This is a genomic window from Pseudomonas fluvialis, from assembly GCF_014207935.1.
GTDB lineage: Bacteria > Pseudomonadota > Gammaproteobacteria > Pseudomonadales > Pseudomonadaceae > Aquipseudomonas > Aquipseudomonas fluvialis_A.
In genome coordinates, this window is sequence record NZ_JACHLL010000001.1 from 245,354 (window position 1) to 269,248 (window position 23,895).

Below are 23,895 nucleotides of genomic sequence, written 5' to 3' on the forward strand. Positions count from 1 at the left end.
CCGGTGCGCGGCCCGCTGAAAGGCGCCCTGGTCGCCCTGGTGCTGCTGATGCTGGGGGTACTGGTGTGGCAGTTGCGCGCCGAGTTCCAGCAACTGGAAAGCAACCAGCGCGAACGCAGTGAGGAATACGTCAGCCACCTGGGCCAGGATCTGGAACTGAGCCTGCAGTTCAAGGCCCATTCGGCCCTGGCCATCATCCGCCAGAACGACAACCACGACCGCCTGCAACTGGCCGCTGCGCTGACCAGCATCTTTCCCGGTCTGCACAGCCTGACCTACTTGGATCACCAGGGACGGCGCCTGTACGACAGCCATCAGGTCGACGATTCGACGTTCATCCAGCGCCTGCACCGCATTCACCATACCCAGCCCTACCACTACGCCTTCAGCGGCGAGAGTGGCGGCATGATCTACCTGCTGCTGCAGGAGCACCCGGACGATGGCAGAAGTGCCTCCTGGATCCTGCGCCTGCCGCTGGAACTGCTCAGTCAAACCCTGCAGCTGGGCGAGCGGCAGCAATATGCCTGGCTGCTCGAAGACCAGCCCAGCGAACGCATCCTCACCCGCAGCCTGGGCCTGGCCCGGAGCAGCCCGATCAGCGTGCCGGTGAGCGCCGAAGACCAGGGCCTAACCCTGAGCAGCCAGAACGTACAGGGTACCGACTGGCAATTGCGCACACTCTTCGACCCCCGCAGCCTGCAGGCCCGACTGCTGCCGAGCATGGCCGGCAAACTGCTGCTGTTCACCCTGATCAGCGCCCTGACCCTGATCACCCTGTACGGCCTGCAGCGCGAACAACGCGGCCTGCGCGAACTCAACGCTGCCTCGCGGCGCAGCCTGCACCAGGCCGCCAGTGCCCTCGGCGCGATCGAGGAGCGGGTGTTGGTCAGCGACCCGGACGGCCTGCTGACCTACCTCAACCCGCAGGCCGAGGCCATGTTCGGCCTGTCCAGCGCCCTTGCCAGCGGCCGACCGCTGCGCAGTCTGGTGCCGGGCCTCGACCCGCTCTTGCTGAATGCCAGCGCGCTGTTCAGCGAAGAGCAGCCGGAGATCATCCAGATCCTGCAGAACGGCCAGGCACGCCAGTTCGCCGTGACCCGCAGTGAGCTCAGCGAGAATGCCCGCCTGCTTGGCTATGTCTGGGTACTGCGCGATGTCACCGAGCAGCAGCAGGCCCTGCGTGTGATGCAGGAAACCCGCCGGCGCTACCAGGATATCTTCGAGGGCAGCAGTACCGCCCTGTGCGTGCTCGACCTGCTCGGTCTGCGCCAGTTCCTCCACCAGCAGCGCATCTTCAGCGCCACCGCCCTGGAGCGCTGGCTGAACGACCACCCACAGCGCCACGACGAGCTGCTGGCCCAGCTGCACATCACCGAGGCCAACCAGATCGCCCTGCGCCTGCTGGGCATCGCCGAACAGAGCCAGGTCAACCAGTACCTGCTGCAGCGCGACAGCCTTGCCAGCGGCGGTCATACCTTCCAACTGATCACCGCCGTGATCAGTGGCCAGACCCAGCTGGAACTTGAAACCCGCATCCACACGCCTCAGGGCCACGAACGCCACCTGTGGCTGGTGATGCGCCTGCCGGAGATGCTCCAGGACTACCACGCGGTGACCTTGGGCTTCAGCGACATCACCAGCCGCAAGCGCATCGAAGTCTCGCTGATCGAGCGCGAGCGTTTCTGGTCCGAGGTGGTGCGCGCGGTGCCGGATACGCTCTACGTGCATGACATTCCCGGCAAGCGGGTGATGTTCAGCAATAACCACCTCGGCCCGCAGCTGGGCTACAGCAAGGCCGAACTGCGCGCGCTGGGCGACAAGCTGTGGGAAAAGATCCTCCACCCGGACGATGTCGAGCTGTACCAGCGCATGCGCAACATCCAGCAGGTGGTCGGCAACCAGGTGCTGATGCAGTTCGAGCTGCGCTGGCGCCACCGCGACGGCAGCTGGCACTGGTTCGATATCCGCGAGCAGGCCCTGGCCCGCGACGCCCAGGGCCGCGTCAGCCGCCTGATCGGCATCGCCAAGGACATCACCGCGCAGATCGAGGACCGCGAATCGCTGCGCGAGAACGAACGGCGCTACCGCCTGCTGGCCGAAAGCACCAGCGACGTGATCTACACCACCGACGCCCAGCTGCAGCTCAACTACGTCAGCTCCTCGGTGGAAGAAGCCCTCGGCTACAGCAGCGAGTGGGTCATGCAGCACGGCATGCAGAAGACCGCCGCCAACCCGGCGCAGATAGCCGGTGTACTTGAACTGCTTGAACGCATCCGTGCCGCAGCGGGACAACCCGAGGCGTTAAACCAACTGCGCCAGCTCGGCTCGCAACAGTTCTTCTTCGATTGCCTTCGTGCCGACGGTCAGAAAATCCCGGTGGAACTGCGCCTGATGCTGATGTGGGATGAGCGTGGCCGCTTCCTCGGCCTGCACTGCATCGCCCGCGACATCAGCCAGCAGCGCCGCGCGGAAAAGGACCTGCGCATGGCCGCCACGGTGTTCGAGCATTCCACCGCCGCGATTCTGGTCACCGACCCCACGGGCGCCATCGTCCAGGTCAACCACGCCTTCGGCCGCATCACCGGCTACCAGGCCAGCGAAGTGCTCGACCGCCACCCTGGCGTGCTCACCGCCAACCACCAGCAGGCCGGCGCCCTGCAATACATCATCGACCACCTGGAACTGCGCGGCAGCTGGGAAGGCGAGATATGGCTCAAGCGCAAGCAGGGCGAACTGTTCCCCGCGTGGATCGGCATCACCGCCATTCGCGACGACGAAGGCGACCTGGTCAGCTACGTGTGCTTCTTCAGCGACATCAGCGAGCGCAAGGCCAGTGAGCAACGCATCCACCGCCTGGCCTACTACGACGTGCTGACCCAGCTGCCCAACCGCAGCCTGTTCCAGGACCGTCTGCACAGCGCGCTGCAGCATGCCGAACGGCATGGCGAGTGGCTGGTGCTGATGTTCCTCGACCTCGACCGTTTCAAGCCGATCAACGACTCCCTCGGCCACGCCGCCGGCGACCGCATGCTCAAGGAAGTGGCGGCACGCCTGCTCGGCTGCGTCGATGAAGACGAAACCGTGGCACGCATGGGTGGCGACGAGTTCACCCTGTTGCTGGCCTCGCGCAGCACCCGCGAGGGCGCCCTGAACCGCGCCATTCATGTGGCCGAGGCCATCCTCGGCGCCATGGCACAGCCCTTCCGCCTCGAAGGCCGCGAGTTCTTCGTCACCGCCAGCATCGGCATCGCCCTGAGCCCGCAGGACGGCCAGGAGTTGAGCCAGCTGATGAAGAACGCCGACACGGCGATGTACCACGCGAAGGAGATGGGCAAGAACAACTTCCAGTTCTACCAGGCCGAGATGAACGCCCGTGCTCTGGAGCGCCTGGAGCTGGAAAGCGATCTACGCCACGCCCTCGAACAGGGCCAGTTCGCCCTCTACTACCAGCCGCAGTTTTCCGGGGACGGCCGCTGCCTGACTGGCGCCGAGGCCCTGTTGCGCTGGCAGCACCCCACGCGCGGCCTGGTCTCGCCCGTGGAGTTCATTCCGGTACTGGAAGAGCTCGGCCTGGTGGTGCAGGTGGGCGACTGGGTACTGGCCGAAGCCTGCGCTCAAATGAAACGCTGGCAAGCTGCCGGCATGAACATCCCCAAGGTCTCGGTGAACCTCTCGGCACGGCAGTTCGCCGACGGCCAGCTGGGCCTGCGCATCTCACGCATCCTGCAGGAGTTCCAGCTGCCACCGACCGCACTGGAAGTGGAGCTGACCGAGAGCATCCTGATGCGTGACGTCGGCGAAACCCTGCAGATCCTCGCCGGTCTCAAACGCCTCGGCCTGTGTATCGCGGTGGACGACTTCGGCACCGGCTATTCGTCGCTCAACTACCTCAAGCAGTTCCCCATCGATGTGCTGAAGATCGACCGCAGCTTCGTCGATGGCCTGCCCGAGGGTGAGCAGGATGCGCAGATCGCCCGCGCCATCATCGCCATGGCCCACAGCCTGAACCTGGCGGTGATCGCCGAAGGCGTGGAAACCCAGGCCCAGCTGGACTTCCTCCGCGAGCATGGCTGCGATCAGGTGCAGGGCTACCTGTTCGGCAAACCCATGCCGGCCAGCCAGTTCTGCCAGCTGTTCAGCGGCCCGGCGCTGTTCATGCTCAACTGAGGCACTCCGTGCAGCGCCCTGCCGATGAGCCCCGCTTGTCTGCGACATGACGCCCATTCATATGCCAGGGCCGGGCAGATGGGTTAGAATCCGCCCCCTTATTCTTTCCGCCCAGCTGATTTTCCAGGTGACTGCCCATGTTCAGCCGTGATTTGACCCTCGCCCGTTTCGACGCCGACCTGTTTGCCGCGATGGAGCAAGAAGCCCAGCGCCAGGAACATCACATCGAGCTGATCGCCTCGGAAAACTACACCAGCCCGGCCGTCATGGAAGCCCAGGGCAGCGTGCTGACCAACAAGTACGCCGAAGGCTATCCGGGCAAGCGCTACTACGGCGGTTGCGAATACGTCGACATCGTCGAGCAACTGGCCATCGACCGCGCCAAAGAGCTGTTCGGCGCCGACTACGCCAACGTCCAGCCGCACGCTGGTTCCCAGGCCAACGCCGCCGTGTTCCAGGCGCTGGTCAAGCCGGGCGACACCGTACTGGGCATGAGCCTGGCCCACGGCGGTCACCTGACCCACGGCGCCAGCGTCAACTTCTCCGGCAAGATCTACAACGCCGTGCAGTACGGCATCACCGACGCCGGCCTGATCGACTACGACGAAGTCGAGCGCCTGGCCGTCGAGCACCAGCCGAAGATGATCATCGCCGGCTTCAGCGCCTACTCGCAGGTACTGGACTTCGCCCGCTTCCGCGCCATCGCCGACAAGGTCGGTGCCTACCTGTTCGTCGACATGGCCCACGTGGCCGGTCTGGTTGCCGCCGGCGTGTACCCGAACCCGGTACCGTTCGCCGACGTGGTCACCACCACCACCCACAAGACCCTGCGCGGTCCGCGTGGCGGCCTGATCCTGGCCAAGGCCAACGAAGAGATCGAGAAGAAGCTGAACTCCGCCGTTTTCCCGGGCGGCCAGGGTGGCCCGCTGGAGCACGTGATCGCCGCCAAGGCCGTGTGCTTCAAGGAAGCGCTGCAGCCTGAGTTCAAGGCTTACCAGCAGCAGGTCGTGAAGAACGCCCAGGCCATGGCTGCCGTGTTCATCGAGCGCGGTTTCGACGTGGTTTCCGGTGGCACTCAGAACCACCTGTTCCTGCTGTCGCTGATCAAGCAGGACATCACCGGTAAGGACGCCGACGCCGCTCTGGGTCGCGCCTACATCACCGTGAACAAGAACAGCGTGCCGAACGACCCGCGCTCGCCCTTCGTCACCTCTGGTCTGCGCATCGGTACTCCGGCCGTCACCACCCGCGGCTTCGGCGAAACCGAGTGCCGCGAGCTGGCCGGCTGGATTTGCGACATCCTGCAGAACATGGGCGACGAGTCGGTCATCGACGCCGTACGCGAGAAGGTCAAGGCCGTCTGCGCCCGTCTGCCGGTGTACGGCAACTAAGCCTTCACCGCGCAATAAAAAACCCGGCGAATGCCGGGTTTTTTATTGCCTGCGAGTATCAGGCTGGCTGCTTGGCGTAGCGCGCCAGTCGATCGTCGCGGCTCATTACCTCAAGAGTAGCCGCCAGCACCTGATCACCTGTGGCGCCCTGACTGCTGAAGATTTCGCCGAAGTGCTGCTGGGTGACCTGGGCAAAATGCGCCCGGTCCTGCGCCTCGATGCCCAGCAGGGTGGCATAGGCGTCCAGCGCCTCGCCCTGCCCTTGGGCCATGTCTTCGGCGATGGTCTCCAGCATGCCGTTCATCGCCAGCATGGAGCGGCCGCCATAGCCCAGCTTGACGCTGGTGTCGCAGCCATTGGTGCCCGAGGTCATACCGAAGGTGGCATTGCCCGAGGTGCCGTTGGTGGTCGTGGCAAGGAAGTGCGGCGCCATGCCGCTCTGGCCTTCGAACAGCATGTTGCCCCAGCCGCAGCCGTTGCCACCGGCCGCCGCCGCGTGAGCGCCGAGGCTCATGCTTGCCAGTACAGCCACCATCAATCCCTTGCCCAGCAGTTGTTTGTTCATCATGTGCTCCATCTAGCGAGAGGAAAGGCGTTTTGAGCCTTGACCAGGCTTGCCACCCTGTCAAACCGCGGGGAGACTCTGCCGACCAAATGGATGTGATCATGCCCAAGCCGATAACCCTGCTGCTCCTGTTCTGCCTGCTGAGCGGCTGCACGCCGCCCGCCGAGCTGGACCAGCAGCTGTACATCTGGCAGCGGCAGTGGCGGCCGAGTCACGCCGAAGCCCTGCAGCAGACGCGCAAAACCTTCAGCCAGCTGCGCGTGCTCGCCCTGCAGTACCACCCGCAGGCGGGCTGGAGCGCGGCCCGTCCCGACCTGGCACTGCTGCGGGCCGATGGGCGCCCCCTGGTAGCCGTGGTGCGCCTCGACGGCCGTTTGCCGGAGCAGCCTGCCGAGGTGATCCGGCGCAGCCTGGCGCTGCTCGATGACTGGCGCCGTGCCGGCCTGCCGCTGGTCGGCCTGGAGCTGGACCATGATGCCGGTACGGCGCAGCTCGCCCACTACCGCCAGTTGCTGACCGCCCTGCACCAGCAGTTGCCCAAGGGTATTCGCCTGTCCATCACCGCCCTGCCCGCCTGGCTGGACAGCCCCGAACTGCCCGCCCTGCTTGGCAGCGTGCAGCAGAGCGTGCTGCAGGTGCATGCCGTGCAGCGCGCCAGCCAGGGGTTGTTCGATGCCGCTCAAGCCCGTCAGTGGGCCGAGCGCTGGAGCCGGCAGAGCCAGACACCCTTTCTCCTGGCCCTGCCCGCCTATTCCGTAGCCCTGCTGGACGAAGCTGGGCGGCGCCCCCTGATCGAAGCCGAAGCACCGCTCGACAACCGCGCCCCTCGCCGCGAACTGCGCAGCGACCCGCACGCCATGGCCCTGCTGCTACGCCAGCTGCGTGAGCAGCCGCCACCACACCTGCAGGGGCTGATCTGGTTTCGCCTGCCTCTGGCCGACGACCGCCGCAGCTGGCCGCTGGCAACACTACTGGCTGTCGCCCGTGGCGAGGCGCTGCAGCCGCAGGGTGAGCTGCAGGTCCATAGCGAGAACGGCCTGAGCCAGCTGAGCCTGTACAACCGCGGCAATCTGCCCTGGCTACTGCCCACCCGTTTGCAGCTGCCCGCCAGCCAGTGCAGCGCCGCCGACGGCCTGCGTCATTTCCATCTGCAGCGCGAGCCGACGCAGCTCTTGTTTATCCGCAAACAGCCTGCTGAACTGCGCCCCGGTAGCCGACTGGCGCTGGGCTGGGCACGCTGCGCAGTCATCAATCAAGGAGGATGGAATGCACAACCCTGACTGGCGCCATGCCCTGCTGGGCAGCGCGCTGATTATCGGCAGCAGTGCCACGCTGGCTTGCGGCCCCGACTTCCAGCTGCGCCTGCTGGGCGATCGCCAGCTCAGCCTCAGTGACCTGCCCGAGGGCAACTTCGCCGTCGAGGCCGCACGCCTCGGCCAGCCAGTTGCCGGACTGGGCAAGGCCAGCGAAGCCACCCTGCAACCCTGGTGGGATGAAGATAACCAGCGCTATATCGAACAGCGAGACGAACTGGAACAGGCCGGCCTGAGCCCCGAGCAGGCTGCACGCCTGGTCGAACTGCGCCGACTCACCGACCCCGCCGCCGCAGAAGCCGCCGCGGCCGACCTGCCCGCCGAGTTGCGCCTGTACAGTGCCGGCGCCGTTGCCTTCGCCCAGGGCGACTGGCCCCTGGCCGCCGACTACTTCCGTCGCCTGCTCGCCCTGCCTGCCAGCGAACGCGCCCTGCGCAGCACCTGGGCCGCCTACTCCCTGGGACGCGCGCTGAGCTACCAGAGCGAAATGGCCAGCGACACGGAAGATGCCCAGGCTCGCCAGCAGGTCTTGCGCGAGCAAGCCAGCGCAGCCTTCGCCCAAACCCGCACCCTGAGCAGCAGCGGCTTTGCCGACCCACTGGAGCTGGGCATCGCCAGCCTCGGCGAACAAGCCCGCCTGCAGCGGCAGGCCGGCGACTGGGACGGTGCCATCCGCCTCTATGCCAGCCAGATGCAGCACGACTCGCCCACCGGCTACAGCTCGCTCAAGCAACTGGCCCGCGAACTGGGGCAGATGCCCGAGGAACAACTTTCCCCATTGCTGCAGCAATCGGCCGTCGCCGGCCTGCTCACCGCCTTTCTCTTCAGTCACCTGGACTGGTCCTACGGCGAGCAGCCGGAGGGTCGTGCGGACTACGTGCTGCGCCTGCTGCAACGCGGCGATGGCCTGCTCGCCGAAGCCGATCGTCTGGCCGCCCTCAGCTACCAGCATGGCGACTACCGCGGGGCCCGCCAGTTTCTCCAGCGCGCGGGCGACAGCGGCCTGGCCTGGTGGCTACAGGCCAAGCTGGCCTTGCAGGACGGCGACAAGGATGCGGCGCGCGACGCCTACGCCAAAGCCGCCAAGGCCTTCCCGGATGACGAACAATGGGGCTTTCGCCGCGCCCCGGACTGGAGCTACGAGACGGTCAAACCGCGCTGCCGGATCGAGGGTGAAAGCGCCATCCTCGCCCTGGAACGAGGTGACTATCTGCAAGCCTTCGAGCTGCTCTATGCCAGCGGCGATCTGTACTGGTACGACACCGCCGAAGTGGCCGAACGGGTGCTGACCCTCGATGAGTTGAAGACGTTTGTCGACCAGCACGTACCCGCCCCGACGCCCGAGCAGATCCCGGCCGCCGACAGCTACGAACCCCTGCCGGTCGCCGCCCGCCTGCGTGAGCTGCTGGGCCGGCGACTGCTGCGCGCGGAGCGCTGGGATGACGCGGCCGATTACTTTGCACGTTCAGAACTGCAGCAACATGCCCATGACTATGCCGAGGCCCGCGAGCAGGCGCAGTCGCGCTGGAGCTCCATCGGTCAGGCCGAGGCGCTGTACCGCGCCGGCCTGCTGGCCCGCCAACATGGTATGGAACTACTGGGCAGCGAAATGGGCCCCGACTATCAGGTCCTCGGTGGCAGCTATTCCTTCGGCCCCGTGCAACTGCAGCCAGGGCCCTGGCTGAGCAAGGCCGAAGCCAGCCGCCAGCTTGATCACCTGGCCCAGCCCAATCTGCGTTACCACTACCGCTACCTGGCGGCGACCCTGGCCGAACAGGCCGCCGCCCAGCTGCCGCAGTCCAGCCAGGCCTATGCCGCGACCCTCTGCCAGGGCAGCGGCTGGGTGGAATATGTCGATCTGGCCAGTGCCCGACGCCTGTATCGCCAGTATGTGGAGAACGGCCCCTACGTGCCCTGGGCCGCCGACTTCGGCCGCCAGTGCCAGGAACCGGATTTTGCCGCGGCGCAGACACGCCAGTGGCAGGAACAGGCCAGCGCCATCCGCCACAGCCTGGGGCCGTGGAAGCTGCCGCTGCTTGGCGCCGCCGGCCTGCTGCTCGGAGGCGGGATCGCCCTGTGGCGTCGCCGCGCCGGCAGCCAGGGTCTATAGTAAAGCAAACCCATCAGGAGTCCCGTCATGACCGAGTCCGTTTCCGAGCGCCGGCGCTTCCAGCGCATCGCCTTCGACGCCCTCACCGAGCTGCAGCAGGGTGAACGGCACTGGCCGGTGCAACTGCACGACGTGTCGCTGAAGGGTCTGATGGTGCATGCGCCGGCGCAGTGGAATGCCGATACCAATCAGCCGCTCAAGGCCATCATCACCCTGGGCAGCGATATCCGCGTGGAAATGGAAGTGGTGCTGACCCGCCAGGACGGCCCGATGCTCGGCTTCGTCTGCCGGCACATCGACCTGGACTCGATCAGCCACCTACGCCGCCTGGTCGAACTCAACCTCGGCGACCTGGGTCTGCTGGAACGCGAACTGGCCGCCCTCGGCGGCGAGTAACCCTTAGCCTCATAGCCCGGTTTGTCTCCGGGCCGGGCCTCACTCCAGCCGCGCCGGCACCTCACGCCACTGCCCCGGCTGCAGCCCCTCGAGAGCAAAGGGGCCGATGCGCACCCGCACCAGACGCAGGGTCGGCAGGCCCACGGCGGCCGTCATGCGCCGCACCTGACGGTTGCGCCCCTCGCGAATCACCAGTTCCAGCCAGGCGGTCGGTACGCTCTTGCGAAAACGGACCGGCGGGTGGCGCTCCCACAATTCCGGCTCGTCGATCTGCCGTGCCTCGGCCGGCAGCGTCGGCCCGTCATTGAGCAGCACACCGTCACGCAGTTGTTTCAGCTGGGCCTCGCTGGGCTCACCCTCGACCTGCACCCAGTAGGTCTTGCTCAGCTTGTGCCTGGGGTCGGCAATGCGCGCCTGCAGTTGACCGTCATTGGTCAGCAGCAACAGGCCTTCGCTGTCGCGGTCCAGACGACCTGCCGGATACACGCCCGACACATCGACAAAGTCCTTGAGCGTGGCGCGACCCTGCTCATCCTGAAACTGGGTAAGCACATCGAACGGCTTGTTCAGCAGGATCAGCTTCGCCTGCGCCGGAGCCGGCTTGGCGACCCGCCGCCCGACCGCCGATGCCGCGCGCGGCGCGGAACGGGACTGAGGCGAAGGCTTGGAGTGCGGCGATCGGGGGCGCGGCGGACGTGACATGACTGGCAATCAGTTGGCTGGGCAGAAGTGCTGGCGCGCATGCTAGGTTTTGCCTCTGTCCCCGGCAAGCGAGAAACGACCACATGTCACGCGCCCTGCGTCCCACCTGGCTGATCAGTCTGCTGACGTTGGCCGGCTGCACCACGCCCTATCAGGGCCCGGTCAGCGACCACTTCGATGGCCAGCGCTTCCGCAATATCGAGCCCAAGCCGCACCACAGTTTCTGGAGCTTCCTGAAATGGCAGTTCAACCGTGAACCGCAAGTGGACTGGCTGCCGCAACCCGGGCCGGCCGAACCGCCGCGCTTGACAGAACGGGTAGAAGGAAACGAACTACACGTCACCTACGTCAACCACGCCACCCTGCTGATCCAGCAGCATGGCCTGAACATCCTCACCGACCCCCTGTGGAGCGAGCGCTCCAGTCCGTTCAGCTGGGTCGGACCGAAGCGTTTTCACCCGCCGGGAGTGACCCTGGACGCGCTGCCGCCGATCGACGTAATCCTCGTCAGTCACAACCACTACGACCACCTCGACCTGGCGACCCTGCGCCTGCTCGCCGAACGCTACCCCCGGGCGCGCGTGGTTACCGGCCTGGGCAATGCCGCGCTGATCCGCCAGAGCGGCCTGCAGCACATCACCGAACTGGACTGGTGGCAATCGCTGGCACTCAACGATGAGCTGACCCTGCATGCCGTGCCGGCACAACACTGGTCATCCCGCAGCCGCAGCGACGTCAATCAGTCCCTGTGGCTGGGTTTTGTCCTCGACTCGGCGCAAGGCCCGGTGCTGTTCCCCGGCGATACCGGACTAGGCCCCGAGTTCAAGCTGATCCACCAGCGCTTCGGCCCCATGCGCTTTGCCGCCCTGCCGATCGGCGCCTACGCGCCTCGTTGGTTCATGCGCGACAACCACATGAACCCCGACGACGCCGTGCAGGCCCACCGTCAGCTGGAGAGCCAGCAGAGCATGGCCATCCACTTCGGCACCTTCAACCTCAGTGACGAGAACCAGTTCGCTCCGCCCCAGGCTCTGCACCAGGCACTACTCGACTGGCAGGTGCCGGCCGAGCAGTTCCGCGCGCCCAAGCCTGGCGAGCACTGGCAGGTGCCTGTACTGCCGGAAAGCAAGCCTCAGAACGAAGGCGCGCGGTAGGTTTCCTCGCCGCCGAGCAGGGTCCAGAGCACCTTGGCCTGGCCGATCTGGTTGACCGGCAGTTTGAAGATATCGCGGTCCAGCAGCACCAGATCGGCCTGCTTGCCCACCTCCAGCGAGCCGGTGTCCTGCTCCTGGCGCAAGGTATAGGCCGCATCGAGGGTATAGGCCCTTACCGCCGCCTCCAGGCTGGGCAGGCTGCGAGGCCCCAGACTCAGGGCATTCTGCAGGATGCCCAGCGGCGACAGCGGGTTCACATCCCAGTCAGAACTCAGGGTCACAGGCGCGCCGCTGTCGTACAGCTCACGCATTGGCAGCATGCGGTAGGCGCGCGGGCCAATCAGCGGCTGGTTGTCCTTGAGAAACGAGGGCGTGAAATAGGGGCTGGGCTGGAAATCGGCGATCACGCCCAACTGCCGAAAGCGTGGCACATCCTCCTGAGTCACCAGCTCCACATGGGTCAGGCGGTGACGCCCCTTCTCCGCCTGCTCGATGGCGTCCAGCGCATCCCTCACCGCCTGATCCCCGATGGTGTGGATATGCAGATCAAAACCCACTGCGGTCAGCTCGCGGGCATAGCGCTGCAGCCGCACAGGCGTGAAGTAATACAGCCCCCGTGGATCGACGCCCGGCAAGCTGCTCTGGTAAGGCTCGCGCAAACGGGCGGTGGTGTTGTGCACGATACCGTCCACGTACAGCTTGATCTGATTGACGCGCAGCAGTGAATCTTCGCGACCTGCGTCATACAGATCCGCCAGCGCCGCCAACTGATCGTCGTCTTCCAGCTGCGGATAGGCCCAGAGCCCAAGGCTGGTTCGGGCCAGCAACTGGTCGGCAGCCGCCGCACGCTGCCAGGCCTGCAGATGCCCTCGCCGCCAGAACACCCGAGCATCGGCCACCGAGGTGATGCCGTTGCGAGCCAACTCCTCCTGGCCGGCCAATACGGCCTGATAGTAGGTTTCCTGCAGTGCTTTGGAGGGAGGCAGCGCTTTGTCCATCACCAGGTCGCCGGCGTTGTCGAGGACAATACCGCTGGGCCGCCCCTGGGCATCCCGCAGAATCACCCCACCCTCAGGATCATCCTGAGCCTGTTCGAAGCCGGCCAGGCGCAGAGCTTCACTGTTGAGCCAGTAAGCGTGCGAAGTCTCTTCCATGATGGCCACCGGCCGATCCTGCGCGATCTGGTCCAGCAGTGCACGCGGGCTCTGCCCGCTCTGCAACAGGGTATGCAAGGCAAAGCCGCTGCCCAGCAACCATGTTCCTGATGCGGAATCGCTGCAGTCACCGATAGCGTCCAGCCACTGTTCAAGGCTCTCGTCGGCCTGCAGCGGACAGTCGGCCTGAGCCTCGGAGGAGGCATCCAGCACATGGGCATGGGTATCCTGAAAACCAGGCAGCACCAGACGCCCCTTCAGATCGACGAACTCGGTCCGGTCATCGGCATATTCCTCGACCTCGGCATCGCTGCCGACCGCCAGGATGCGGCCGTCCTCATCGATCGCCAGGGCCTGTGCCCAGGGCTGTTCATCGTTGACGGTATGGATGCGGGCGTTATGCAGTACCAGGCTGGCAGCCTGCTCCTCGGCAAAAGCGCAGGAAGCGACCAGCGTGAAGCAGGACAGGACAAGTCGTCGCATGGCACAAGACCACTCCAAAAAAGCCATGCCAGGCTAATCCGCAGCCAGTATTGCGGCATGCGCCAGTCCGAGGTGTGGGAGCGCATAACCAGCAATACCGGGATGGTGCTGCGCATCAACCAGGCATGGGGAAAAGGAGGGGCACACGTCACCCCTCATTGGAGCAAGTAAAGATCACACGCGCGGCATGTTCTTGGTCACGCAGTGGATGCCACCACCGCCAGCGGCGATCGGGTCGATATTGACCTGCACCACGGTGCGCCCCGGGTAGAGCTTGGTCAGCAGGTCCTTGCAGTACTTGTCCGCCGCCGCGTCGCCGAACTGCGGGGCGATCACCGCGCCGTTGATCGGCAGGTAGTTGATGTAGCCCGGAGCGAAATCCGGATTGTTCTGGGTGTAGACGTTGCTGCGCTTTTTCAGGGGCGGCGGCAGGGTGTGTACCACCAGCTTGCGGCCATCGGCATCGGTGGCGCTCTGCAGGATATTCAGGTGGGTGCGGGTCACCGCGTAGTCATAGGACTTCGGATCGTTGTCCAGATTGGCGATCACCACGCCCGGTTTGACGAAGCGCGCATAGAAGTCGACGTGGGCGTCGGTGATGTCCTTGTCCTTGATGCCCGGCAGCCAGATGATCTTGCGCAGACCCAGATTGGCTTTGAGCTCCGCCTCGATCTGCGCCTTGCTCATACCCGGGTTGCGGTTGCTGTTGACCCAGCAGCTCTCTGTCATGATCGCCGTGCCATGGCCATCGACCTCGATGCCGCCACCCTCGCCGGTCAGCTGACTGCCGATATAGGTCGCATCCAGCTCGTAGCTAAGGCTGTCGGCCACCTGCGTATCACTGCCAGAGGCCTGCTTACCGCCCCAGCCGTTGAAATTGAAGTCGACCAGACCGCGCCCACCCTGACCATCGACGACGAAGCAGCCGCCGTAGTCGCGCACCCAGATGTCATTGAGCGGCATCGTGAGAAATTGAATGTTGCTGGTGCCGCACTTCTGCTTGGCCAGACTCAGTTGGTTGGCGCGGCAGAGCACCGTCACCGGCTGGTACTTGGCGATGGTCTTGGCCAGCAGGGCAATGCAGTTGTTGACCGGGGTCGCCCAGTCTTCCCAGATTGCGGTGGACGCGGCGAAGGCGAGAAATACCCGTTCCTGCAGCGCATGCTCGTCCGGCATGTACCAGTTACCCGCCAGGGCGGCACGCACGCGCGGCGCACTCAGGCCCAACCCCAGGGTGGATACCGCACCCACGCCGGCCGCGAGGGTGAGCTGTTTGATGAATTCACGACGTGTCGACATGTTGCTGCTCTCTCCGTTGGTAGTGATTGGCTGACGCCCGCGACCGACTCCGAGGCCCGGCGCCGCCCTCCCTGGCGTGCGGCTCCCTCGAAGCGTTAGAAGGTCTTGTTCACACCCAGTACCAGGGTCGCCGAGCAGACGTCGTCGAAGCCCATGTAATTGAGGCACTCGCTGTCGGACAGGTCGGTGTCGATGTAGCTGGCCGACCAGTTCAGCCCCAGCAGCTCCTTGCTCAGCTTGACCTGCCACTCGTGGTAGCTGTCGCGAGTGTCGCCCTGGCTGTCGATGAACAGCGGGTCCTTGTAGTCGACCAAGCCATAGCGCAGATCCATGCCGATCTCCGCCGGCAGCACATGGCTGTAGCCGACGAAGCTGTAGAGCATGCTCTGGTTGCCGCCCAGATCGTCCGAGTAGTAGCCGCCAATCTGGAAGCCGTAGGCACTGAGCTTGCTGTAGACCTCGCTGTAGTTGAGGTCGCCCTGCCTGGGATAGGCGTACTTGTAGTAGGCGGTGTCCAGGCTGATGTCATCGCTGATCTGCCAGTTGTAACCGGCGAAATAGTCGATCTCCTGGCGGGTATCGCTGCCCAGGCCGAAGTCGACGTTGGAACTCCAGACCCCGGCATACAGCCCGCTGGCATGGCTGAGGGTGGCCGAGCCCTGCACGGCCGGGTCGTTCTGCGTCTGCGAGATGCCGCGTGTGCGGTAGTCGCTGTAGGCGCCGGCATCCAGGTACAGGCCGAAGTCCTGGTTCAACTCGATGGCCTGAGTGATCGAGGCCGCAGCGGACAGTGCGGCGGCAAGGCTGAGTGAGGCGAGTGGTTTCATGGAGCGCTCTCTTCTTGTTGTTTTTCGGGCCGAAGAAGCCCTCCGCCGGCAGCCGGAGCTGCGACGGTGAGGGCTAATCAGGGAACGGGGATCAGTGTTGGGCGGTCTTGAACGCCGTCCAGGCTCGCATGCGGGCACGCATATCGCGCTGAGGGATGTCCTTGCCGGGAATCAGCCGGGCGTAGGTCGCCTCATCCACGTAGATGTCCGGGTTGCCACGCATGTCCTCGGCCACCAGCGGACGGGCCTTGGCACTGGAAGTGGGGTAACCGGTGAAGCTGCTGATATCCGCCATGTTCTGCGGGCGCATGATGAAGTTGATCAGCGCGTAGGCGTATTCCGGATGCTGGGCATCCTTGGGAATGGCCATGGTGTCCATCCAGATGGTGCTGCCCTCGCGCGGGATGCGGTAGGCGAACTGCACCTTCTTGCCCGCGGCATCGGCACTGCGCTGAGCCTGGGTCATGTCGCCGCTGTAACCCAGCGACAGGCAGATATCACCATTGACCAGCTGGGTCACCGGCTGCGACTGGAACTTGCGGATGTAGGGTTTGATCGACTTGAGCAGCGCCGTGGCCTCAGCCAGATCCTCAGCCTTGCCACTGCGCGGCTCATGTCCGAGGTAGTTGAGCACCACGGCCAGCACCTCGTCGGGCGAGTCGATCATGGAGATACCACAGTCGGCGAACTTGGCTGCCAGCTCCGGCTTGAACAGCAGATCAAGACTGTTGGTCGGCGCATTCGGCATGCGCTGGTTGATCATCTCGACGTTGTAGGTCAGGCCGATCGAGCCCCAGGTGTAGGGCACCACGGCGTGGCGCGAGTAGGGGTACTTGGTCTGCAGCGCTTGCAGGCCCGGCTCGATGTCGTCCAGATGTTCCAGCTTGCTCTTGTCCAGCTTTTGCAAAGCGCCGGCACGCATCAGCCGCTCGGCCACGGTGTCGCCAGGGAAGATCAGGTCGTAGCCACTGTGGCCGGACATCATCTTGGCTTCCAGCGTCTCGCTGCTGTCCATGACGTCGTAGATGACCTTGATACCGGTTTCCTGAGTGAACCGGGTCAGGGTGTCCTCGGCGAAGTAGTCGGCCCAGTTATACAGCTTCAGGGTTTTCTCTTCGGCCTTGGCCGAAAGTACCGCACAGCCCAGTGCAAGGCTCAGCGAGCCAACCAACAGCTTGTTCAATGCGTTCATGCTCAGACTCCCGGCGTTTGCCAGTGGATATGCGTTTTCTGGCCGTCCAGGCCGAGCAGCGGGCCATACATTTCCGGCCGGCGGTCGCGGTAGACACCCCAGGTCAGGCGCTCTTCGCGCATGGCTGCCAGGTCCAGTTCACGAACCAGCACACCACTGGTGTCGCGATCGGCTTCAGCCAGCAGCTTGCCCTTGTGGTCGGTGATGAAGGACGAGCCATAGAAACTCATCTGCAACGCCGGGTCGGTGGTCGCCACTTCACGGCCGACACGGTTGGCGGCAATCACCGGCATGATGTTGGCGGCCGCGTGGCCACGCTGGGTCAGCTGCCAGTGATCGCGCGAGTCCAGCGCCGCAGCGCCCGGCTCGGAGCCGATGGCGGTGGGGAACAGCAACACTTCGGCACCCTGCAGGGCCAGACAGCGGGCCGTCTCGGGGAACCACTGGTCCCAGCAGATACCCACACCGATGCGACCGAAGGCGGTGTCCCAGACACGGAAGCCGGTATCGCCTGGGCTGAAGTATTCCTTCTCCTGATAGCCGATGGCGTTGGGGATATGTGTCTTGCGATACACCCCGAGCAGACGGCCATCGGCATCGGCCACAGTCAGCGAATTGAAGTAGGCATTGCCGGCCTTCTCGAACCAGGACAGCGGCAGTACCACACCCAACTCACCAGCCAGCGCGGCGAAGCGCTTGAGCAGCGGACTGCTCTTGTACTCTTCGGCCAGCGCCAGGTGCTTGTGGTCCTGCTCGATGCAGAAATACGGGGTGGCGAACAGCTCCTGCAGCAGGATCAGTTGCGCGCCTTTAGCAGCGGCTTCACGCACCAGTTCCTCGGCACGGTCTAGGTTCTGTTTCAGGTCCCAGCTGCAGGCAAACTGGGTGGTAGCGACAGTCAGCTTGCTCATGACTTCACCCCTTCAACGGCCAGGCCGGCTGCTGCTGGGTAATGCAATGCACACCGCCACCGCCATGGGCCAGTTGGTTGATCTGCACCGGAACCACTTCGCGGCCCGGGAAGGCCATGCGCAGGGTAGCGGCCGCCTCATCATCGGCGGCAATACCGTAAGCCGGCATGATGATGGCGCCATTGCAGATGTAGAAGTTGGTGTAGGAGGCACAGAACACTTCCGCCTCGGTGTCCACGGCGTCGGTGGCCTCATACAGGTCGATCAGCTCGAACTGACGACCACGGGCATCGGTAGCCAGCTCCAGGGCGCGACGGTTCTCACGCACCACCTCGGCATAGACCGAACCCTTGTCATGGGTGGCGTCGACCAGCAGCGCACCCGGCTTGGCGAAGGCGCACACACCATCCACATGGCCGTCGGTCATGTCGCCCGTAACGTATTGCGGATCGCCCGGCAGCCAGATGGTCTTCTTCACGCCCAGCAGGCGGGTGAAGACCTCTTCCATCTCGGCCTTGCTCATGCCCGGATTGCGGTTGGGGTTGAGCAGCACCGATTCGGTGGTGATCAGGGTGCCCTCGCCATCCACATGGATGGCGCCACCTTCATTGCTCAGCGGTGTGCCGAAGCACTCCAGACCCAGGCCGTTGAGGATGCGCCGGGCCAGGCTCTCGTCCAGATCATGGGCTGATTTTCCGCCCCAGGCATTGAAGCGCCAGCTCACACCGGCCAGCCCCAACTGCGGATGGCAGACAAAGCTGGGCCCGGAGTCACGGCACCAGCTGTCATTGATGGCCAGTTCGATCAGCTCGATATTGGCACCACACAGCTCGCGGGCACGGGCCACAGCGGACGGGTCGACCACCATTTTCACCGGTTCGAAGCGCGCAATGGCGTTGGCCACGCGGGCAAAATCAACCTGCACCTCGGCCAGAGTCACGCCCCAGCCCGACTCCCAGAGCGCTTTATTGTGCGGGAAGGCCATCCAGGTGGCGGCATGTGGAACCCATTCGGCAGGCATTACCCAGCCGTTGTGTACGTCGCTAGCAAACTGCATAAAAGTGCCTATCAATTAAGTCTTTGTTATCAAACAAAACCGCAGACGCGGTAATGACTTGCATGCTAGGCCTGTAAAAATGCAGCAACAAACGATAGATTTTGCGCAATTCTGATTAGCAGGACTTATCAATCATGCTCAAGCACTGGCCTCCCCTGAATGCCTTGCGCGGCTTCGAAGCGGCCGCCCGCCTGGGCAGCTTCCACAAGGCCGCCGAGGAGCTGCACCTCACCCAGTCGGCCATCAGCCAGCAGATCCGCAGCCTGGAAAGCTATCTGGAACAGCCACTGTTTTTCCGTCAGGGCCGCAGCGTGGCCCTGACCGATGCGGGCTTCGATCTGCTCAGCACCACCCAGGCGCTGCTGCAGCAACTGGCCGTGGGCATCCGTCGGCTTGAGCAGTACCGCAAACCCAATCAGTTGGTGGTCAACACCACTCCGGCCTTCGCCCGCCACTGGCTGGTTCCGCATCTGGCAGATTTTCATCAGCATCACCCGCAGATCGACCTGTGGCTGTTCACCAGTGACGAGGTACCGGACATGGCCACCCAGACCATCGATGTCGCCGTGCGCGATGACCTCACCGCCCAGGCCGAGTGCAACTACCGCGTCCTGCTGGAAGACCGCCTATTGCCGGTCGCTCACCCCAACGTGCTGAGCCAGCCCGCCGAGGCGCGCACCACCCTGCATGGCGAACGGGAAATGGACTGGAGCCACTGGCAGATACAGGGCGGCGCAGACGTGGGCCAGCACAGCCAGGGGCTGAATTTCTCCGACCCAGGCTTGCTGCTGGATGCCGCCAGCCAGGGGCTTGGCATCGCCCTGACCAGCGAGCTGCTGTCGAGCGAAGCTCGCGAACAAGGCACGTTGCAGCCACTGGTCGAACAGCGCGTGCGCGGTCCGCGCTGGAGCTGGCTGGTGCATCGCGACAGCGAGGCAGACCCGCTGACGGTCAGCTTCTGTCAGTGGCTGGCTGAGCGGCTTCAGTTGCCTCCGGCCGCTGCCACTCCGGCGGCATCCACAGGTGCCTGAGGCGCTGTAACAGAGGACCGGGGCGTGCCACATCGCGAGCCAGATCGACCCATTCGTGCAGGTTCAGCCACAGCGGGTTGAAGCTCTGTACCTGGCGCACGATGCCGTAGTCGACCTCCTCCTGCTCTTCGACGAAGGTGCCGAACAGGCGGTCGTAAATGATCAGGATGCCGCCGTAGTTGCGGTCGATGTACTGCGGGTTGCGGCCGTGGTGAGCGCGGTGGTGCGAAGGAGTATTGAAGAACCACTCGAACCAGCGCGGCAGCTTGTGCACCGCCTGGGTATGCACGAAGTACTGATAGGCCAGACTCACCGAGAGCATGAACAGCACCCACTCCGGTGCAAAGCCCAGCCACACCAGCGGCAGGTAGAACAGCCAGTTGCCGGCCACGCCGTAGAACAGGCTCTGGCGCATGGCGGTGGTGAAGTTCATGTGCTCCGAGCTGTGGTGCACCACGTGCGCCGCCCAGAACCAGCGGATGCGGTGACTGGCGCGGTGAAAGGCGTAGTAGCACAGCTCCAGACCGAAGAAGAGCGCCACATAGGCCAGCGGCGTCATGCTGAAGTCCAGCACGCGGTGGGCATGCACCCAGTAATAGGCCGGCAGCACCAGCACCAGTACCAGCAACGCGTCGGCCAGCAGATAGATGCCGCCCAGGCCGAGGCTGGCCAGCGAATCACCCAGTCGGTAGACGCCGCGCTCACGCATTTTCAGCCACTCGGCGGCCAGGGTGGCGATAAACAGCGGGGTCAGAATCAGCAGCAGATCGCGACGCACATCGACGGCGCCCCACAGCTCGGCAAGCAATTCCATGGTCAGGCTCCACACGGTTTTCCAGTGCGCCAAGCGTGCGGCAAAAGCGCTGGCCAGGCTTGACCGTCCCCGCTATCTTTTTGACCAATCACGCCAACCTGCGAGTCCGCATGCGCATCGCCACCAGCTACGTCACCCTGCTCTACGAATACCTCGCGCGGCTAGGTGTCGACGGCCCGACTCTGCTCGGCCCGCCACCGGCCGGCAGCCACGGGCAGGTGCCGATGCCACTGTGGCAGAGCCTGCTGCAGCGCGCCGACATCGCCCTGCAACGCCCGGCACTGGGCCTGGAGATTGCCGCCGGCATCAGCCCGCGGCACTTCGGCGTGGTCGGCTATGCGGCACTGGCCTGCACCACTCTGGGCGAGGCGCTGCAGCGGCTGGAGCGTTTTCATGCCCTGGTGTACGACGTCAATCCGGCGCAGCTGCGCCTCGAAGGCGAGCAGGTCATCGTGGAATGGGGCATCGCCTGCGGCTGCCCGGGGCAGTTGGTCGATGAAACCGGCGTGGCGGCACTGGTGCAGCTGGCGCGCAACATGACAGGGCAGGCGCTGCCTGTCAGCGCCGTGGATTTCGTCAATCCGCCCCCAGCCGACCTAGCCCCCTACACCGCGTTCTTCGGCTGCCCGGTGCGTTTTGCCCAGCGCAGCACGCGCATCGTCCTGCCCCTGCACTACCTGCAGCTGCCGCTGCGCCAGGCCGACCCGGCCCTGCTGGCGCTACTCGACGCCCAGGCCGAGGGGTTCCTGCGCCAGCAGCAACAGGGCGGCCTGCTGCAGCAATGCCAGCAGGCGCTGATCCCGCTGCTGCGTGATGGCCGGGCCAGTCTGGCCGACCTGGCCAGCCAGCTGCACCGCTCGCCGCGCACCCTGCAGCGCCATCTGGGCGAACAGGGGCTGAGCTTCCAGCAACTGCTGGACGATACACGCCGGCAACTGGCCGAAGGCTACCTGCAGGACGCGCAACTGCCGCTCAGCGAAATCGCCGCCCTGCTCGGCTTCTCCCAGCAGAGTGCCTTCAGCCGCGCCTTTGCCCAATGGCACGGCAGCAGCCCGCGGGACTGGCGGCGCCGCGCCCGCCAACCCGGCACCGCCTCTCGCAACTAGACGCGCCGCGACCAGTCGTGACCAACCAGTCATACCAAAGTTGACCACGGCAAATTCACCCCTTCTCGCGATTGGAGGGTGCCCCGTGCGGCTCCTAGAGTGCCGTGCCGGATGTTGTCTCCCGGCAACCTACAACTACAAGATTCGTGGAGACCCGACCCATGCACAAACCCATGCACAAACGCTGCACCCTCGCCCTGGCCGGCATTACGGCCCTCACCTGCCTCAGCCTCACCCCTGCCGTCCAGGCAGCGGGCTACACCCAGACCAAGTACCCGATCGTACTGGTCCACGGCCTGACCGGTTTCGACAGCATCGCCGGCCTGTACGACTACTTCTACACCGTGCCCTTCAACCTCGAACGCAGTGGCGCCAAGGTCTATATCGCCAGCGTGGCAGCCTTCAACAGCAGCGAGCAGCGCGGCGCCGAACTGGTCAAGCAGATGACCCCCTGGGCCACCGCCAATGGCGGCAAGGTCAACCTCATCGGCCACAGCCAGGGTTCGCCGACCGCGCGTGTCGCCGCCGGCCTGCGTCCGGACCTGGTGGCATCGGTGACTTCGGTCGGCGGCGTCAACAAGGGCACCAAGGTGGCCGACGCCCAGGGCACCAGCCTGTATACCGCCGCCATTTCCAATGCCGTCGGCTACCTGGTCGGCATCATGTCCGGCAACTTCCATCAACAGGACGCCATCGCCGCCCTCAACTCCCTGACCACCACCGGCAGCGCCACGCTGACCAGCAAATACCCATGGGGCGTCAACACCAGCAGCAGCTGCGCCAAGTCCACCGAGGTGCAGAACGTCAAGGGCTACCCGATCCGCTACTACTCCTGGAGCGGTAACGCCGCCTACACCAACGCCCTCGACCTGGTCGATCCGTTCCTGGTGACCACCAGCGCGCTGATCGGCAGCGAGAAGAACGACGGCCTGGTCGGCGTCTGCTCCAGCTACCTGGGCCAGGTGATCGGCGACAGCTACAACATGAACCACATGGACGAGGTCAATCAGATGAGCGGCATCCGCGGCCTGACCGACCCCGTCGCGCTCTATCGCCAGCACGCAAACCGCCTGCAGCTCAAGGGCCTGTAACCGCGAACTGCTGACAGAACGGCCCGCGGCACTGCGCCGCGGCGCCAACAGCCGAGCCCATGCCCAAGGAGTTCGCATGCCCAACAAACCCGTCCTGCTGGCCCTGCTCGTTACGCCCCTGTTCGGCGTGGCCCTGGGTCTCGGCCTAATCCACTTCAACAGGGCACCGCCCACAGCGACACACAGCGCCAGACCCACGGTCGCGCCCGAACCGGTCAAGGCCAGCCCGGGCACCCCCACGCCAACGCCGGCGCACAGTACCGCGCGCGCGCCCGTGCTGGCCGAGCTGGGCCTGGAAATCCAGGTCGACGGCCGCGTGGCCGAAGACAGTGCCGGCAACCTGATCGTAGACCTGGCCCTGCGCGACTATCTCGACTTCTTCATTACCCAGGCAGACCGCGTCGGCCTGGCCAAGGCGCGCCAGGCCCTGCTGCTGGACGCCCAGGCACAGCTCAAGACGCCCGCGCACGAGCAGTTGCGCGAGCTGCTGCAGCACTATGTGAACTACCGCCTGGCACTGATGACACTCGAGCAGACACCGCTCGCGCCCCTGCAGGACGTGACCCAGGCCAGCCAGATCGGGCAACTCCGACAGATCGCCGAGCAGATCCAGCGCCTGCGCCGCGAACACCTGGGAGGCGCCGTCAGCGACGCCTTCTTCGCCGAGGAAGAAGCCTACGGCAGGCTGACCCTCGCGCGCCTTGAGCTGCAAGCCGACAGCCGCCTCAGCGAGGCCCAGCGCAACCAGGCCCTGGCGCAGCTGGAAACACAGATGCCGCCGGCCATCCAGGCCAGTCGTCAGCGCTACGCCGAGGAAACCCGGCGCATGAATGCCACCGCCAGGCTCCTCGCCGAGGAGCAGGACCCTGCGCGCGTGCGCGAGGTGCTGGCCCGCGACTATCCGCCCGAGGCCGTGGAGCGCCTGTTCCAGGAATACGAAGCGGACCGGGCCTTGCGCGGACGCTACCAGGATTACCGCGAGGAAGTCCGCCGCCTGGAAGCTGCGCCACTCGATGCGGCCGACCGTCAGGCCCAGCGCGAGGCCCTGCGCCAGCGCCTGTTCAGCCGCGAAGAGCAGGACCGCCTGCGCGTTCTGGAGCTGACCCAGGCCGAGGAATAGAGCCTCCGACGC

19 protein-coding genes are annotated in these 23,895 nt (G+C 65.1%); 10 read left to right on the forward strand and 9 right to left on the reverse strand.

What is annotated here, in order from left to right; genetic code table 11:
• Positions 1–48 precede the first annotated feature (48 nt).
• Together HNP49_RS01215 and glyA are read left to right on the forward strand one after the other, a co-directional pair.
• Positions 49–4,167, forward strand: a complete 4,119-nt coding sequence (locus HNP49_RS01215) for an EAL domain-containing protein (protein ID WP_184681121.1) — start codon at positions 49–51, stop codon at positions 4,165–4,167.
• Between the two features lie 137 nt (positions 4,168–4,304).
• A complete protein-coding gene (glyA, locus tag HNP49_RS01220) occupies positions 4,305–5,558 on the forward strand; it encodes a serine hydroxymethyltransferase (protein ID WP_184679893.1) in 1,254 nt (417 codons plus the stop codon).
• Positions 5,559–5,616: 58 nt separating this feature from the next.
• Here the strand turns inward: glyA and HNP49_RS01225 are convergent, their stop codons facing one another.
• On the reverse strand, positions 5,617–6,123 hold the full coding sequence (locus HNP49_RS01225; protein ID WP_184679894.1) for a DUF3015 domain-containing protein: 507 nt from the start codon (positions 6,121–6,123) through the stop codon (positions 5,617–5,619).
• Positions 6,124–6,224: 101 nt separating this feature from the next.
• Here HNP49_RS01225 and HNP49_RS01230 point away from each other — a divergent pair, with 101 nt between their 5' ends.
• The 3 genes from HNP49_RS01230 to HNP49_RS01240 are packed head-to-tail and all read left to right on the forward strand — an operon-like array spanning position 6,225 to position 9,942.
• Positions 6,225–7,403, forward strand: coding sequence for a DUF3142 domain-containing protein (locus HNP49_RS01230; RefSeq protein WP_260407024.1), 1,179 nt, complete (start codon positions 6,225–6,227; stop codon positions 7,401–7,403).
• Positions 7,390–9,546 carry a hypothetical protein gene (locus tag HNP49_RS01235; protein ID WP_184679898.1) on the forward strand — a complete coding sequence of 719 codons (2,157 nt, stop codon included), beginning with the start codon at positions 7,390–7,392 and terminating at the stop codon, positions 9,544–9,546. Before HNP49_RS01230 ends, HNP49_RS01235 begins: the two co-directional genes overlap by 14 nt.
• A 27-nt stretch (positions 9,547–9,573) precedes the next feature.
• Positions 9,574–9,942, forward strand: coding sequence for a PilZ domain-containing protein (locus HNP49_RS01240; protein WP_184679899.1), 369 nt, complete (start codon positions 9,574–9,576; stop codon positions 9,940–9,942).
• A 39-nt stretch (positions 9,943–9,981) separates the two neighbouring features.
• Here the strand turns inward: HNP49_RS01240 and HNP49_RS01245 are convergent, their stop codons facing one another.
• Positions 9,982–10,644, reverse strand: coding sequence for a pseudouridine synthase (locus HNP49_RS01245; protein WP_184679900.1), 663 nt, complete (start codon positions 10,642–10,644; stop codon positions 9,982–9,984).
• An 83-nt stretch (positions 10,645–10,727) separates the two neighbouring features.
• On the opposite strand from HNP49_RS01245, the gene HNP49_RS01250 reads away from it, so the two are divergent.
• Complete coding sequence (locus HNP49_RS01250; RefSeq protein ID WP_184679901.1) at positions 10,728–11,798, forward strand: MBL fold metallo-hydrolase; 1,071 nt, start codon at positions 10,728–10,730, stop codon at positions 11,796–11,798.
• Here HNP49_RS01250 and HNP49_RS01255 read toward each other — a convergent pair.
• From HNP49_RS01255 to HNP49_RS01280, 6 genes are all read right to left on the reverse strand, one after another.
• Positions 11,777–13,435 carry an amidohydrolase gene (locus HNP49_RS01255; protein ID WP_184679902.1) on the reverse strand — a complete coding sequence of 553 codons (1,659 nt, stop codon included), beginning with the start codon at positions 13,433–13,435 and terminating at the stop codon, positions 11,777–11,779. The genes HNP49_RS01250 and HNP49_RS01255 overlap by 22 nt on opposite strands.
• A 174-nt stretch (positions 13,436–13,609) precedes the next feature.
• Positions 13,610–14,734, reverse strand: a complete 1,125-nt coding sequence (locus HNP49_RS01260) for an agmatine/peptidylarginine deiminase (RefSeq protein WP_184679903.1) — start codon at positions 14,732–14,734, stop codon at positions 13,610–13,612.
• Between the two features lie 95 nt (positions 14,735–14,829).
• Complete coding sequence (locus tag HNP49_RS01265) at positions 14,830–15,561, reverse strand: TorF family putative porin (RefSeq protein WP_184679904.1); 732 nt, start codon at positions 15,559–15,561, stop codon at positions 14,830–14,832.
• 91 nt (positions 15,562–15,652) lie between these two features.
• Positions 15,653–16,753: an extracellular solute-binding protein gene (locus tag HNP49_RS01270; protein WP_184679905.1), complete on the reverse strand. Its 1,101-nt coding sequence runs from the start codon at positions 16,751–16,753 to the stop codon at positions 15,653–15,655.
• Positions 16,754–16,755: 2 nt separating this feature from the next.
• On the reverse strand, positions 16,756–17,664 hold the full coding sequence (gene aguB, locus HNP49_RS01275) for an N-carbamoylputrescine amidase (protein ID WP_184679907.1): 909 nt from the start codon (positions 17,662–17,664) through the stop codon (positions 16,756–16,758).
• Positions 17,665–17,668: 4 nt separating this feature from the next.
• Positions 17,669–18,721 carry an agmatine/peptidylarginine deiminase gene (locus HNP49_RS01280; protein ID WP_184679909.1) on the reverse strand — a complete coding sequence of 351 codons (1,053 nt, stop codon included), beginning with the start codon at positions 18,719–18,721 and terminating at the stop codon, positions 17,669–17,671.
• Positions 18,722–18,855: 134 nt separating this feature from the next.
• On the opposite strand from HNP49_RS01280, the gene HNP49_RS01285 reads away from it, so the two are divergent.
• Positions 18,856–19,752, forward strand: a complete 897-nt coding sequence (locus HNP49_RS01285; RefSeq protein ID WP_184679911.1) for a LysR substrate-binding domain-containing protein — start codon at positions 18,856–18,858, stop codon at positions 19,750–19,752.
• On the opposite strand, the gene HNP49_RS01290 is transcribed toward HNP49_RS01285, so the two are convergent.
• Positions 19,673–20,566, reverse strand: a complete 894-nt coding sequence (locus HNP49_RS01290) for a sterol desaturase family protein (protein WP_184679913.1) — start codon at positions 20,564–20,566, stop codon at positions 19,673–19,675. The genes HNP49_RS01285 and HNP49_RS01290 overlap by 80 nt on opposite strands.
• A gap of 110 nt (positions 20,567–20,676) precedes the next feature.
• Between HNP49_RS01290 and HNP49_RS01295 the strand changes: the two genes are divergently transcribed.
• The 3 genes from HNP49_RS01295 (at position 20,677) to HNP49_RS01305 (ending at position 23,883) form a co-directional block, all read left to right on the forward strand.
• Complete coding sequence (locus tag HNP49_RS01295; RefSeq protein WP_184679915.1) at positions 20,677–21,672, forward strand: AraC family transcriptional regulator; 996 nt, start codon at positions 20,677–20,679, stop codon at positions 21,670–21,672.
• A gap of 161 nt (positions 21,673–21,833) precedes the next feature.
• A complete protein-coding gene (locus tag HNP49_RS01300) occupies positions 21,834–22,763 on the forward strand; it encodes a triacylglycerol lipase (RefSeq protein WP_260407025.1) in 930 nt (309 codons plus the stop codon).
• Positions 22,764–22,839: 76 nt separating this feature from the next.
• Entirely contained in the window at positions 22,840–23,883 is a 1,044-nt protein-coding gene (locus tag HNP49_RS01305) for a lipase secretion chaperone (RefSeq protein WP_184679917.1), read from the forward strand.
• Positions 23,884–23,895: the final 12 nt, after the last annotated feature.

What these genes read in the sequence shown, in the direction of transcription:
- HNP49_RS01225 (WP_184679894.1), bottom strand. Translation starts at nt 6,123, where the DNA reads ATGAACAAACAACTGCTGGGCAAGGGATTGATGGTGGCTGTACTGGCA.
- HNP49_RS01250 (WP_184679901.1), top strand. Translation starts at nt 10,728, where the DNA reads ATGTCACGCGCCCTGCGTCCCACCTGGCTGATCAGTCTGCTGACGTTG.
- HNP49_RS01255 (WP_184679902.1), bottom strand. Translation starts at nt 13,435, where the DNA reads ATGCGACGACTTGTCCTGTCCTGCTTCACGCTGGTCGCTTCCTGCGCT.
- HNP49_RS01280 (WP_184679909.1), bottom strand. Translation starts at nt 18,721, where the DNA reads ATGCAGTTTGCTAGCGACGTACACAACGGCTGGGTAATGCCTGCCGAA.
- HNP49_RS01240 (WP_184679899.1), top strand. Translation starts at nt 9,574, where the DNA reads ATGACCGAGTCCGTTTCCGAGCGCCGGCGCTTCCAGCGCATCGCCTTC.
- HNP49_RS01265 (WP_184679904.1), bottom strand. Translation starts at nt 15,561, where the DNA reads ATGAAACCACTCGCCTCACTCAGCCTTGCCGCCGCACTGTCCGCTGCG.
- aguB (WP_184679907.1), bottom strand. Translation starts at nt 17,664, where the DNA reads ATGAGCAAGCTGACTGTCGCTACCACCCAGTTTGCCTGCAGCTGGGAC.
- HNP49_RS01235 (WP_184679898.1), top strand. Translation starts at nt 7,390, where the DNA reads ATGCACAACCCTGACTGGCGCCATGCCCTGCTGGGCAGCGCGCTGATT.
- HNP49_RS01295 (WP_184679915.1), top strand. Translation starts at nt 20,677, where the DNA reads ATGCGCATCGCCACCAGCTACGTCACCCTGCTCTACGAATACCTCGCG.
- HNP49_RS01260 (WP_184679903.1), bottom strand. Translation starts at nt 14,734, where the DNA reads ATGTCGACACGTCGTGAATTCATCAAACAGCTCACCCTCGCGGCCGGC.
- HNP49_RS01300 (WP_260407025.1), top strand. Translation starts at nt 21,834, where the DNA reads ATGCACAAACCCATGCACAAACGCTGCACCCTCGCCCTGGCCGGCATT.
- glyA (WP_184679893.1), top strand. Translation starts at nt 4,305, where the DNA reads ATGTTCAGCCGTGATTTGACCCTCGCCCGTTTCGACGCCGACCTGTTT.
- HNP49_RS01245 (WP_184679900.1), bottom strand. Translation starts at nt 10,644, where the DNA reads ATGTCACGTCCGCCGCGCCCCCGATCGCCGCACTCCAAGCCTTCGCCT.
- HNP49_RS01290 (WP_184679913.1), bottom strand. Translation starts at nt 20,566, where the DNA reads ATGGAATTGCTTGCCGAGCTGTGGGGCGCCGTCGATGTGCGTCGCGAT.
- HNP49_RS01230 (WP_260407024.1), top strand. Translation starts at nt 6,225, where the DNA reads ATGCCCAAGCCGATAACCCTGCTGCTCCTGTTCTGCCTGCTGAGCGGC.
- HNP49_RS01305 (WP_184679917.1), top strand. Translation starts at nt 22,840, where the DNA reads ATGCCCAACAAACCCGTCCTGCTGGCCCTGCTCGTTACGCCCCTGTTC.
- HNP49_RS01270 (WP_184679905.1), bottom strand. Translation starts at nt 16,753, where the DNA reads ATGAACGCATTGAACAAGCTGTTGGTTGGCTCGCTGAGCCTTGCACTG.
- HNP49_RS01285 (WP_184679911.1), top strand. Translation starts at nt 18,856, where the DNA reads ATGCTCAAGCACTGGCCTCCCCTGAATGCCTTGCGCGGCTTCGAAGCG.
- HNP49_RS01215 (WP_184681121.1), top strand. Translation starts at nt 49, where the DNA reads ATGCTGGGGGTACTGGTGTGGCAGTTGCGCGCCGAGTTCCAGCAACTG.